Raw genomic sequence first — 11,711 nt, 5'->3', positions numbered from 1 at the left:
GGCAGTCGTTGTCCGCCGCGGGGGTCCCCCCGGGGGCCGGCTGCTCGGGGAGGGGGGCGGCGCGCGGGGCGCGGTCGGGGCCCGCGGGGGCGCCGCCCCGGCGCACCAGGTCGGCGCTGTCCCGACCGACCGTGCCGAGGACGCGGGCCCCGCGCAGGGCGGCCAGCTGGACGGCCATGAGCCCGACGCCACCGGCGGCACCGTGGACCAGCACGGTGTCGCCGGCACCGACGCCGGTGGCGGTCAGGGCGTGCACCGCGGTGGCCCCGGCGAGCATCAACCCGGCGGCCTGCTCCCAACCCAGCGACGGCGGCTTGGGGACCAGCGCCGGGGTGGGCGCGACGAGCTCGGCGGCGTAGGCACCGCTGAGCCGGAACCCGATGACCTCGTCCCCCACCGCGACCGGACCGGCCGGGCCGACGGCATCCGGCCCGACCGCGGTCACCACCCCGGCCGCCTCGGAGCCCAGCCGCCGCGGCAGCCGGGCCGGGTCGGCGCCGAAGGCGCCGCCGTAGGACTTCCAGTCCGCGGGGTTCACCCCCGCCGCGCGGACCGCGATCCGCGCCTCGCCCGCGCCGGGCTCACCGACCGGCTCGTCGACGACGGTGAGCACCTCGGGTCCGCCGTAGCGGGGAGCCAGGACGACACGGGTCATGCCCGACCGCAACCCGGCCGCGAGCCCGGCTGTTCCGGGACCCCGCGGGGGCCCGGGCTGTCCCGGGCCCCCGGCGGACCTCACTCGGAGGCGGCCGCCCCGGTGTCGCCCTCGCCCTGCTGACGGCTCGGCGGGCCGATCCACACGGTCTTGGCGTTGGTGAACTCGAACATGCCGACCTCGGTGAGCTCGCGGCCGTAGCCGCTCTGCTTGACCCCGCCGAAGGGGAGCTCCGGATAGCTGGTCACCATGCCGTTGACGAACGCCATGCCCGACTGCACGTCGCGGATGAACCGAAGCCGCTCCCCCTGGTCCTCGCTCCAGAGGTTGGCGCCCAGCCCGTAGACGTGGTCGTTGGCGAGCGCCAGCGCCTCGTCCAGGTCGGCGACGGTGTGCAGCGCCGCGACCGGCCCGAAGACCTCCTCGGCCCAGATCGACATCTCCGGCGTCACGTCGGTCACCAGGGTTGGCTCGTAGAACCAGCCCGGCCGGTCCACCCGCTTGCCGCCGACGACGACGGTGGCGCCCTTGTCGACGGCGTCCTGCACGTAGCGCTCGACGTCCTCGCGGCCGGACTCGGTGGCCAGCGGGCCCACCTTGGTGCCCTCCTCCATCGGGTCGCCCACCGTCAGGTCCGCCAGCTTCTCGGCGAACAGGCGGGTGAACTCCTCGGCGACGTCGCGGTGGACGAAGAACCGCTTGGCCGCGATGCAGCTCTGCCCGTTGTTCTGGCAGCGGGCGGTCACCGCGACCTCGGCCGCCTTGTCCAGGTCGGCCGAGGGCATGACGATGAACGGGTCGCTGCCGCCGAGCTCGAGCACCGTCTTCTTGATGACCTCCCCGGCGACCCGCGCGACCGCCTCCCCCGCGGCGTTGCTGCCGGTCAGCGTCGCGGCGACCACTCGGTCGTCGCGCAGCACCCGCTCGACCGTGCCCGACCCGATGAGCAGGGTCTGGAAGACGTCGGCGGGGAAGCCGGCCTTGCGGAACAGCTCCTCCAGGTAGAGGGCGGTCTGCGGCACGTTGCTGGCGTGCTTGAGCAGGCCGACGTTGCCGGCCATGAGCGCCGGTGCGGCGAAGCGCATCGCCTGCCACATCGGGAAGTTCCACGGCATGATCGCCAGCACCACGCCCAGCGGCTGGTGGACGACGTAGGCCTCGGTGGCCCCGACCTTCTCGGCGTCGGCCGGTCTCGGCTGCAGGAACTCCTCCCCGTGCTCGGCGTAGTAGCGCAGCACCTTGACGCACTTGGTGGCCTCGGCCTTGGCCGAGGCCAGCGTCTTGCCCATCTCGGTGGTCATGAGCTCGGCGACCAGGTCGACGTCGCCCTCCAGGACGTCGGCCGCCGACCGCAGCCAGCCGGCCCGCTGCTGCGCGGAGGTCAGCCGGTAGTCGGCGAACGCGGCCGCGGCACGGGCGAGCTTGTCCTCGAGCGCCTCCTCGGAGAGCGGCTCGTAGGTCTTGAGCGTCTCGCCGGTCGCCGGGTTGATCGTGGCGATGGCCATGGGGTCCTCCCTGGGTGCTCGGTCTCGGCGTCCCGTCGCGGACGTCAGGTCTTGCTCTTGCCCTGCGCGCTGGAGTGCTCGTGCCGGTCGTCGCCCTTCGCCACGTGGCGCATCTGCTTGGAGGCGCCGGTGGTCGCGCCCGCCTCGCTGGGCGACATCCCCTGCTTCTTCGCCTCCCGGGCGGCGGCCTGCTGCTCCTGCTGGTTCGGCTTCTTGCTCATGGCTCCCCGGTTCCCCGTCCCGGGCGGGCGCACACGCCCGCGAGGACGTCGAGGGTGCGCCGCGCCATCCGGCCTGCGTCGAACGCCGCGACCGCCCGGTCCCGGGCGCGAGCGCCCAGGTCGGCCCGGCGCGCGGGGTCGGTGAGCAGCGCGGCCAGCGCGCCGGCGAGCGCCGCGGGGTCCTCCGGCGGGACGACGACGGCGGCGGAGCCGACCGCGGCGGCGACGTCCCCGACGTCGGTGGCCACGCACGGCAGGCCCTCGGCCATCGCCTCGAGCAGCGCCAGCGGCAGCGCCTCCCGGCGGGAGGGCAGGCAGAACACGTCCAGGCCGGCGAGGAAGCCGCGGACGTCGGTCACGAAACCGGGGAAGGTGACCGGCAGGTCCACGGCCGCGGCCCGCAGCGCCCCGCCGTCCCGGCCCTCTCCCCCGACGACCACCTCCAGCGGCACGCCGTCGGCCCGCAGCCGCGCGACGGCCGCCAGCAGGACGTCGAAGCCCTTCTGCGCGGTGAGCCGGCCCAGGCCGCCGACCCGCGGGACCGGACGGCCCGCCGGGCCCGCCGGGTCGTGGGGGACGTCGATCCCGTTGGGGACGACGTGCACCCGGTCGGCCGCCAGGTGCAGGTCGGCGAGCAGCTGGTCGCGGGCCCCCGACGCCGGGGTGAGCACCGCGGCCAGGCGGCCGTGGAGGCCGGCCAGGTGCGCCCGCCGCTCGCCGTCGCCGGTGTCCCCGGGCAGGTGGAGGACGGCGGCGGTCGGCGCGACGGCGAGGGCGGCGGCGACCGCGGCCGCGTTGGAGCCGGGGTCGACCAGGTTCACCAGGACGACGTCGGGCCGCTGGGCGGCCAGCGCGTCGCGCACCGCGGGCGCCGCGCCGGTGTGCCGGGCCAGCGGGACGACGGCGAGCCGGCCCGGGGGCAGGCAGCCGGCGAACCGGTCCGCGACCGGCTCGGCCACCACGAGGGACGCCGTCCAGCCCAGGCCGCCGGCCCGCCGCAGCAGGTGGGTCAGGTAGACCTCGGCGCCGCCCCAGGCGTCGGAGTCGCAGACCAGGGAGACCCGCCGGGGGCCGCTCACGGGGCGGCCGGGGACAGCAGGTCGCGGGCGGCGGCGAGCACGTCGCGGGGCCGCACCGAGGCCGCGCAGCGGAAGTCGATCGGGCAGACCAGGTGCGGGCACGGCGCGCACGGCACGTCGGCGACCACCGCCCGGTGCCGCGGCCCGCGGTGCGCCCAGCGCACGGGGTCGCCGGGCAGGAACACGGTCACGGTGCGCGCCCCGACGGCGGCGGCCAGGTGGGCGGACCCGGTGTCGTTGCCGACCAGCAGGGCGCTGTCGCGCAGCAGGGCGGCCAGCCCGCCGAGGCTGGTGGCGCCGGTGAGGTCCACCGCCGGCGCCCGCATCGCCGCGACCACCGCGGCACCGACCTCGCGCTCGGCCGGACCGCCGGTCACCACGACGGCCGCGCCGTCCGCGGCCAGCGCGTCCCCGACCTCGGCGTAGCGCTCGGCGGGCCAGCGACGGGTCGGGGACGAGGCGCCGGGGTGCAGGACGACGTACCGGCCGGGGACCAGCCCGGAGGCCGCGCGCGTGGCCGCGGCCTCGGCCTCGTCGTCCGCGGTGATCGGGAAGGTCATCTCCGGCGCCCCGCCGGCGGGCAGGCCCAGGTGCTCGACCAGCCGCAGGTGCCGCTCGGCCTCGTGCAGGTCGACGGGATAGCGCAGGTGGAGCGCCTCGGTGCCCGGCGGCGGGGACCAGCCGGTGGGTGCGAACCCGCCGACGAGCCGGGCCCCGAGGGACGCCGTCACCCGGTTGGCCGCCGGCCGGTCGCCGTACGCCTGCAGGGCGAGGTCGAAGCGCCGTAGGGCGGCCTCCGCCAGGAACGGCGCCCAGCCGTCGGGGTCCGGCACGCGCCCGGGCGGGTGGTCCGGGACGCCGTCCACCCCGGGGAAGGGCAGCAGCTCGTCGACCGCGTCGCCCATCCGCGCCACGACCGGGGCCATCTCCGGCCAGGTCACCAGGGTGACCTCCAGGTCGGGGCGGGCGGCGCGCAGCCGGCGCAGCGCGGGCAGCGAGCAGAGCAGGTCGCCCAGGCCCACCCGCAGCCGCACGAGCGCCACGCGGCGCACCGCGGCGTCGACGAGGGGGGCACTCACCTGCACCTCCTTCCCGTCGGCGCCACGGTCGTAACTCTGCTTCACTGCGGGTCCGCGCAGATGGGAGGCCAGGTGGGCAGCACCTCCGCTCCGCTCCGGGAGCTGCACGTGCTCCGGCTGTGCAGCGTCTTCGAACCGCCGCCCGCGGTCCGCAGCGCCGGGTCGGGGAGCGTGCCCGGGGAGCTCGAGCACCGGACGGCCCGCTACGACCCGATCGGCGGCATGCAGAACCACACCGCCACGCTGACCCGCTGCCTCGACGCGCAGGGCGCCGTCCAGACGGTGGTCACCTCTCGGCTGGCCGGCCCGCGCGGCACCACCCCGCTGGGCCGTGCGGCGCGGGTCCACCGCACCGGCCTGCCGGTCCCCCGGCTGCGCCAGCTCTGGGCGCTCGGCGCGCTCCCCACGGCGCTGCGGAGGGCTCCGGTCGACGTGGTGCACGCCCACCAGGGCGAGGACCTCGCCACCCTGCCGCTGGCCCTGCTGGCCGCCCGGCGGCACCGCTGCCCCCTCGTGGTCACCGTGCACTGCAGCGTCGGGCACACCGTGCTCGGCCGGTCCGCCCGCGCCCGGCTGCTGCGGGCCCTCGGCGGCCGGGTCGAGCGGGCCGCCCTGCGGCGGGCCGACGCGGTCGTCGTCCTCACCGCGCGGACGGCGGCCGCGCTGCGGGACGACGGGATCCCGGCCGACCGGATCGCCACCATCCCCTCCGGGTTCGACCCGAGCCTGTTCGCCTCCGCACACGCCGACGTCCTGCCGGCCGTGGGGCGGCCCCGGATCGGCTACGTGGGGCGGCTGGCGCCGCAGAAGCGGGCCGACCTGCTCGTGACCGCCTTCGGGCGGATGCGCGAGGACGCGTCGCTGGTCGTGGTCGGCGACGGACCGGACGCCGCCGAGGTCCGCCGCCTGGCCGCGGCGGGTCCCCGCGGGAGCCGGATCACGCTCACCGGCTTCGTCGAGCACTCCGCGGTGCCCGCGGTGCTCGGCTCGCTCGACGTCCTGGTCCTCCCGTCGGCCTACGAGGAGATGGGGTCGGTGCTGACCGAGGCGATGGCCAGCGGGGTGCCGGTGGTGGCCAGCGACGTCGGCGGCATCCCGGAGGTGGTCACCGACGGGGAGTCCGGGCTGCTCGTGCCTCCCGGGGACGTCGACGCGCTGGCCGCGGCGCTCGACCGGCTGGCCGCCGACCCCGGGCTGCGCGCGCGCCTGTCGGCCGGTGCCCGCGCCCGCGCCTGCGACTACGCCTGGCCGCGGCTGGCCGGGCGCGTGGCGGAGGTCTACGCGCGGGTCCGGGGGCAGGTGCCCGCGGCCCGGGAGGTCGTGTGACCGAGCTGGCGAGGTCACCCGGCGAGCGCAGCAGCGGGGTGGCGGTCACCGTCCTGGTGCCGGTGCACGACCAGGCGGCGTTCCTGCCCCGCGCCCTCGACGGCCTGCTCGCCCAGCGGCGCGGCGACTGGACGGCCGTGGTGCTCGACGACGGCTCCCCCGACCCCGACGCGGTCCGGGCCGTGGTGGACGCACTCGGTGACCGGCGGCTGAGGCTGCTGAGCCGGCCGGACAACCGCGGCCTCGGCGCGACGCTCAACACCGGGCTCGACGTCGCGGACGCGCCGGTCGTCGCCTACCTGCCCGCCGACGACGTCTGGTCCCCCGAGCACCTGACGGCGCTGCTGGCGTGCCTGGCCGACATGGGCGTCGTGCTGGCCCGCAGCGGGCTGACCGAGCCGCCGGGGACCTGCTACGAGCAGCTCGTGCAGGTCGCGCACCGGCGCACCGCCGACCGCTGGACCGAGCGCGCCGAGCTGGAGACCGACGACCTCGGCCGGCTGATGTGGGACCGGCTGCGGGCCCGCGGCGCCACGGCGGACACCGGCCGGGTCACCTGCACGTGGACCCGCCACCCCGGTCAGCGGTCGGCGGCGATCCGCGAGTCCCGGGACGGCGGGCTCAACGTGTTCCGCAGCCGCTACCGGGTGGCCACCCCGCTGCGCTTCGCGTCCACCGACGGCGGCGCGGTCGACGAGGTCGCGCGCTACGCCCGGTTCCGGGACCGGGCGTACCCGACCGCCCCCGACGGGCTGTCGGTGCTGGTGGTCGGCGAGCTGGCGTTCAACCCCGAGCGTGTGCTGGCCCTCGCCGAGCGCGGCCACCGGCTGGCCGGCCTCTGGACGACCGACGGGCTCGGGGACGCGACGGTGGGGCCGCTGCCCTTCGGCGGCGTGCCCGACCTCGACCGGGACCGGTGGCGCGAGGAGGTGCGCGCGCTCGCGCCGGACGTGGTGTGGGCCCAGCTGAACTGGCGGGCGGTCCCCCTCGCGCACGCGGTGCGGCAGGCCTTCCCCGAGCTGCCCCTCGTGTGGACGTTCAAGGAGGCGCCGCAGCGCAGCACGGTGCGCGGCGAGTGGCCGCTGCTGGCCGACCTGGTCGCGGGCGCGGACGCCTGCCTGCTGGCCACCGAGGAGGAGCGCGACTGGTTCGCCGCGGCGCTGCGCGGCCGGGTCGACCCGGCACGGCTCGGCGTCCTCGACGGCGACCTGCCCAAGCGGGACTGGCTCGACGCGCCGCTGTCGCCGAAGCTCTCCGACCGGGACGGGCAGCCGCACACCGTGGTCGTGGGCCGGCCGTCCGGGTTCGACCTGGAGTGGGTGCTGGAGCTGGCCCGGCGCGGCGTGCACACCCACCTGTACGGCCAGGTCCGTGCGCCCGGGCCCAAGGGCGCGTGGGCCGGCTGGCTGGACCGGGCGCGGGCCGCCGCGCCGGCGCACGTGCACCTGCACCCGCCGGTCGGCCCCGAGGACTGGGTGCGGGAGCTGTCCCGGTACGACGCCGGCTGGCTGCACCGGTTCCCCAGCGCCAACGGCGGCGACCTGCGGCTGGCCAGCTGGGACGACCTCAACTCCCCCGCCCGCCTGCCGGTCTGCCTGGCGGCCGGGCTGCCGCTGCTCCAGCAGGCCAACCCCGGCTCCCTGGTCTCCGTGGAGCGGGTGCTGCGCCAGGAGGGGACCGGCCTGTTCTACCGGTCGGCCGACGACGTCGCCGGGGTGCTGGCCGGGGAGCTCGCGGACCGGCGGGGTGGGACGGCGGCCCTGGCGGTGCGCGAGCGGCACACCTTCGACGCGCACGCCGACCGGTTGGTCGGCCTGTTCCGCTCGGTCGTCGCGGCGCCCCGTCGCGGCTAGGACGACGCCCCGGTCGAGGTCTCCTCGGCGGTGCCGCGGGGCTCGTTCCCGTCGGGACGGCCGACCACCTCGCCGTCGGGCCGCGCGGGCACCTCGCCGTCGGGCCGCGCGGGCACCACGCCGTCGGGCCGCGCGGGCTCCCCGTCGGTGCGCCGCCGGCGGCCGGGCAGGTGCGCCAGGCGGGCGAAGCGGCCGTCGAGGTGGAGCAGGTGCCCGTCGAGGCGCGGCAGGTGCGGGTGCGGCAGCCGTTCCACGATGCGGGCCGGCAGGTGGACGTGCGGCAGGTGCAGGTGCGGCACGTGGGGGTGCGGCAGGTGCCGCACGGCGCCCGGCGCCCGCTGCGCCAGCAGGGCAGCCGCCCGGGCCCGCAGCGAGGCCTCCTCCCGGGCCCGGATCGCCGCCTGGGCCGCCCGGTGGTGTGCCTCCCAGCGGGCGGTGTTGCTCCTCGCCAACGCGATGACCAGCGCGGTCGCCGCGAGGAAGCCGAGCACGCTCACGAACGCCCACTCCATGACGGCCCCTCCCCTGGAGCCGCCGCGCAGCCCGGGAACCCGGCGTCCGCGGCGTCGAGCGCAGGATCCCGCTCCGGCGCTTGTGGAACAAGTCCGTCCGTCACGGCGCGCCGACGACACGCCGGTAGACGCGCCGCAGGGCGGTCACGTGCGCCGCCGGGTCGTGCCGTTCGCGGACTCGCGACCAGCCCGCCCGGCCCATGGCGGCCGCCTCGCCCGGGTGCGCCACCAGCCGGGTGAGCGCACCGGCGAGGGCGCCGGCGTCGCCGGGTGGGACGAGCAGGCCGGTGCCGCCGTCGGCGACCAGCTCGGGGATGCCGCCGATGGCCGAGGCGACCACCGGCACGCCGTGCGCCGCGGCCTCCAGGACCGCCATCGGGGAGTTCTCCTCCCACAGCGCCGGGAGGACGGCGGCCGTCGACGCCGCCAGGTGCGCGCGGACCGCCTCCGGCGGCTGCGGTCCCAGCACGTCGACCGGCAGGCCCTCGGCGTCCACCCGCGCCCGCACCTGCCGCTCCATCCGGCCCGAGCCGAGCAGCCGCAGCCGGACGCCGGCCGGCAGCCGCGCGGCGGCGTCCAGCAGCACGTCGACGCCCTTCTCGGCGACCAGCCGGGAGGCGTAGAGCACCACCGGGGGTCCGTCGGGCACGGGGCGCGGCGCCGGCGCGGCGACCACCGGGTTGGGCAGCACGCCGACCCGCGCGGCCGGCAGCCCGCCGGCCACGACCCGGTCGCGCAGGTGCGCGCTGGGGGCGAGGAGGGCGTCGACCCGCTCGTACACCCCGCGCGCCCGGGAGGCGTACGCGTCGGCGGCCGCGGCGGCCGAGCGCCAGCGGGAGCCCTCCAGGCAGCGGTGCCGGACCACCTGCCAGTACCGCCCCGACAGGCACCGGCTGCACGGCGCCCCCTCGGTGAACAGCCGGTAGTTCGGGCAGACCGGCTTGTAGTCGTGCAGCGTCATGACCGTCGGCACGCCGCGGCGGCGCAGCGCATCGAGCACCGAGACGGTGAGCCGCTCGAAGACGTGGTGGACGTGGGCGACGTCGGGGCGGACCGCGTCCACCACCCGTGTCAGCGCCCGGTACGCGCGCGGCGACCAGGTGCCGGCCCACGCCTCCCCGAAGCGGGTGCGGGCCCCGCTGCCCGCCGCGGCGGGCAGCAGGTCGCGCACCGGGGTGGGCAGGGTCGCCGCCTCGGCGACGGCGAAGGGCACCACCTCGTGGCCGGCCGCGCGCAGCAGGTCGGCGGTGAGCGCCAGGACCGTCTCGGCACCGCCGGGGCCCGGCGTCCAGTGGTTGCCGACCAGCAGCACCCGCACGTCGATCAGGGGGCGTCGAAGCGCAGCACCGCCTGCAACGGCGGGGCGGCCAGCCGGCGGCCGGCCAGGTCGGCCAGCAGCGCCGGTCCCTCCTCGAACGGCAGGACGTCGGTGACCAGGCAGCCGCGGACGTCCTCCCCTCGGGTCCGCAGCAGGTCGAGGGTGACCTCGGCCAGCCTGGTGCGCGGCCACGCGTCGGCCATGCCACGGGGCACCCGGGAGATCTGCGCGCAGACCACCGACAGGCCGTTGTGGTGGAACTCCTCGCCGAGCCGCACCGCCTCCGCCCCGGCCTGGTAGAAGCCCAGGTCGACGACGACGCCCTGCGGTCGCAGGGCCTTGAGCGCGGTGGCCAGCGCCGCGTCGTGGCCGCGGCACTGCAGCGCGACGTCGGCGCCGGCGTCCCCGGGGCCGTGCCGCCACCGCTGCTTGACCGCGCGCCAGGCCGACCCGTCGGCGTCGTCGACCGTGGCCAGGCCGAGAGTCTCGGCGACCGCGCGACGGGCCGGCGACGGCTCGGCGACCACGACGTCCGCGGCCCCGTGCCGGACGGCGAGCAGCGCCGACAGCAGGCCGATGACCCCGGCCCCGGTGACCAGCACGTGCCGGTCGCGCACGCCGGCGTCGAGGTCCGCGCCGGGCCCGGCGAGCGCGGCGGCCGCGTGCAGCAGGCCGTTGACGCAGATCGGCCCCATCTGGGCCAGGTACACGCCGAGGACCGGGTCGAGGTCGTCGGGCACCGGCACGACCGTCGTCGCGGCCGGGTCGACACAGCGGCCGGTGCGGTGCCCGTAGGCCATCGCCACCAGAGCCCCCTCGGCGAGGGCGGGCGTCCGGCTCTCGGTGACCCGCCCGACCTCCATGTAGCCCAGTGCGGGGACCGGGTAGGGCGCGGTGGGGCCGCCGTCGTCGAACGAGCGGGTGTCGGGGTCCCAGTGCAGCAGGTGGTGCGGGTCGGTGCCGCGGACGATCGCCACCTCGGTGCCGGCGCTCACCCCGCTCCACTCGGTGTGCACCCACGCCTGGCCGGGGCCGGGCTCGGGCTCGGTGGCGTCGAGGATCGCCGGCTGCCCGGGCGCGACCACGCCGATGGAGCGGATCGGGCGGCCACTCACAGCGCTCTCCCGTTCGCTCCCGCCCGGCGCAGCCGGTCGATCACCGAGCCGCTCACAGTCGCACCGTCCCGCCGTCGGCGGCCGCGGCGGCCACGGCGGTGACCAGCCGGTGGGTGCGCAGCGCCTCCCGGTACGGCGTCCGGACGTCGTCGCCCTCCCCGCGGATCGCGGCGACGAACGCGCGGTCCTCGGCCTCTATCGGGTCGGCGCCCCGGTCCACCGTCCGCTCGCCCCGGGCGTCGCTGACCACCAGCTGGTGCTCGGTGAGGAACAGGCCCAGGCCCGGCGCGACCAGCTCGACCCCGATCCGGAAGCCGCGCGGGAGCAGGCAGCTGTTGGCGAAGGAGCCGACCGCGCCGCTCTCGAACCGCAGCGCGGCGGTGCAGACGTCGAGGATGTCCCCGGGTCCGTCCGGGGAGCGGGATCCGGTCGCCCAGCCCTCGGCCACCTCCCCGACGAGCACCCGGGCGACGTCGAACAGGTGGGTGGCCTGCTCGACGGTCTGCCCGCCGGAGCCCTCCTGCCGGGCCCACCAGTCGACCCGGGGCGCCTTGTCGAGCCACGCGCCCAGCACCATGCGGGCGGGAGCGTCCGCGAGCAGCTGCTGAGCCAGCTCCAGGGTGTCGAGGTGGCGCCAGTGGTAGCCGACCGCGGTGAGCAGGCCCGCGGCGTCGATCCGGTCGGCCAGGCGCTCGGCGGTGGGGAGGTCGGCGGCGAGCGGCTTCTCCACGAACAGCGGCAGGCCGCGGTCGACGGCGGCCTCCTCCACCGGCCCGTGCGCGTGCGGCGGCACGCAGACGTACAGCGCGTCGAGCTCCTCGGCCTCGAGCAGGTCCTCCCACCGGGCGTACGCGGTCGCGCCCGACCGGGCGGCCAGCACCTCCGCCCGGTCGGTGCGGGGGTCGGCGATCCCGGCGACGCTCACGCCCTCGATCCCGCCCAGGGAGTCGACGTGCCGCCCGGCGATGAACCCGGCCCCGACCAGGCCGATCCTCGTCGTCACGCGGCCTCCCTGCCCAGGCCGGCCGGTCGGCAACCGCCTCCCCCG

General features: G+C 77.8%; 11 protein-coding genes. 2 read left to right on the top strand and 9 right to left on the bottom strand.

What is annotated here, in order from left to right; genetic code table 11:
- The 5 genes from ACI79C_RS23280 to ACI79C_RS23260 form a co-directional block, all read right to left on the bottom strand.
- On the bottom strand, positions 1-655 hold a 655-nt coding region (locus ACI79C_RS23280; protein ID WP_456948070.1), incomplete at its 3' end, for a quinone oxidoreductase family protein.
- Between the two features lie 80 nt (positions 656-735).
- Entirely contained in the window at positions 736-2,160 is a 1,425-nt protein-coding gene (locus ACI79C_RS23275; RefSeq protein WP_456948069.1) for an NADP-dependent succinic semialdehyde dehydrogenase, read from the bottom strand.
- A gap of 44 nt (positions 2,161-2,204) precedes the next feature.
- Complete coding sequence (locus ACI79C_RS23270) at positions 2,205-2,381, bottom strand: hypothetical protein (protein WP_456948068.1); 177 nt, start codon at positions 2,379-2,381, stop codon at positions 2,205-2,207.
- Entirely contained in the window at positions 2,378-3,460 is a 1,083-nt protein-coding gene (locus ACI79C_RS23265) for a glycosyltransferase (RefSeq protein ID WP_456948067.1), read from the bottom strand. Before ACI79C_RS23265 ends, ACI79C_RS23270 begins: the two co-directional genes overlap by 4 nt.
- Positions 3,457-4,539: a glycosyltransferase family 9 protein gene (locus tag ACI79C_RS23260; protein WP_456948066.1), complete on the bottom strand. Its 1,083-nt coding sequence runs from the start codon at positions 4,537-4,539 to the stop codon at positions 3,457-3,459. Before ACI79C_RS23260 ends, ACI79C_RS23265 begins: the two co-directional genes overlap by 4 nt.
- A gap of 72 nt (positions 4,540-4,611) precedes the next feature.
- Here ACI79C_RS23260 and ACI79C_RS23255 point away from each other — a divergent pair, with 72 nt between their 5' ends.
- Together ACI79C_RS23255 and ACI79C_RS23250 are read left to right on the top strand one after the other, a co-directional pair.
- Positions 4,612-5,865, top strand: coding sequence for a glycosyltransferase family 4 protein (locus ACI79C_RS23255; RefSeq protein WP_456948065.1), 1,254 nt, complete (start codon positions 4,612-4,614; stop codon positions 5,863-5,865).
- Complete coding sequence (locus ACI79C_RS23250) at positions 5,862-7,718, top strand: glycosyltransferase (RefSeq protein ID WP_456948064.1); 1,857 nt, start codon at positions 5,862-5,864, stop codon at positions 7,716-7,718. Before ACI79C_RS23255 ends, ACI79C_RS23250 begins: the two co-directional genes overlap by 4 nt.
- On the opposite strand, the gene ACI79C_RS23245 is transcribed toward ACI79C_RS23250, so the two are convergent.
- The 4 genes from ACI79C_RS23245 to ACI79C_RS23230 all read right to left on the bottom strand — a co-directional run bounded on the left by ACI79C_RS23245 (position 7,715) and on the right by ACI79C_RS23230 (position 11,666).
- Entirely contained in the window at positions 7,715-8,230 is a 516-nt protein-coding gene (locus tag ACI79C_RS23245; RefSeq protein WP_456948063.1) for a hypothetical protein, read from the bottom strand. The genes ACI79C_RS23250 and ACI79C_RS23245 overlap by 4 nt on opposite strands.
- A gap of 100 nt (positions 8,231-8,330) precedes the next feature.
- On the bottom strand, positions 8,331-9,548 hold the full coding sequence (locus ACI79C_RS23240; protein WP_456948062.1) for a glycosyltransferase family 4 protein: 1,218 nt from the start codon (positions 9,546-9,548) through the stop codon (positions 8,331-8,333).
- 5 nt (positions 9,549-9,553) lie between these two features.
- Positions 9,554-10,663 (bottom strand): zinc-dependent alcohol dehydrogenase, encoded by a 1,110-nt coding sequence (locus ACI79C_RS23235; RefSeq protein ID WP_456948061.1) that lies wholly within the window; start codon positions 10,661-10,663, stop codon positions 9,554-9,556.
- 52 nt (positions 10,664-10,715) lie between these two features.
- Positions 10,716-11,666: a Gfo/Idh/MocA family protein gene (locus tag ACI79C_RS23230; RefSeq protein ID WP_456948060.1), complete on the bottom strand. Its 951-nt coding sequence runs from the start codon at positions 11,664-11,666 to the stop codon at positions 10,716-10,718.
- Positions 11,667-11,711 lie beyond the last annotated feature (45 nt).

The organism is Geodermatophilus sp. SYSU D00697 (assembly GCF_054050175.1).
Note: the sequence above shows the minus strand (reverse complement) of the source record. Positions and strands in the feature narration are given on the sequence as shown.

Excerpts from the sequence above, each read along its gene's own strand:
- ACI79C_RS23275 (WP_456948069.1), bottom strand. The coding sequence starts at position 2,160 with ATGGCCATCGCCACGATCAACCCGGCGACCGGCGAGACGCTCAAGACC.
- ACI79C_RS23270 (WP_456948068.1), bottom strand. The coding sequence starts at position 2,381 with ATGAGCAAGAAGCCGAACCAGCAGGAGCAGCAGGCCGCCGCCCGGGAG.
- ACI79C_RS23245 (WP_456948063.1), bottom strand. The coding sequence starts at position 8,230 with ATGGAGTGGGCGTTCGTGAGCGTGCTCGGCTTCCTCGCGGCGACCGCG.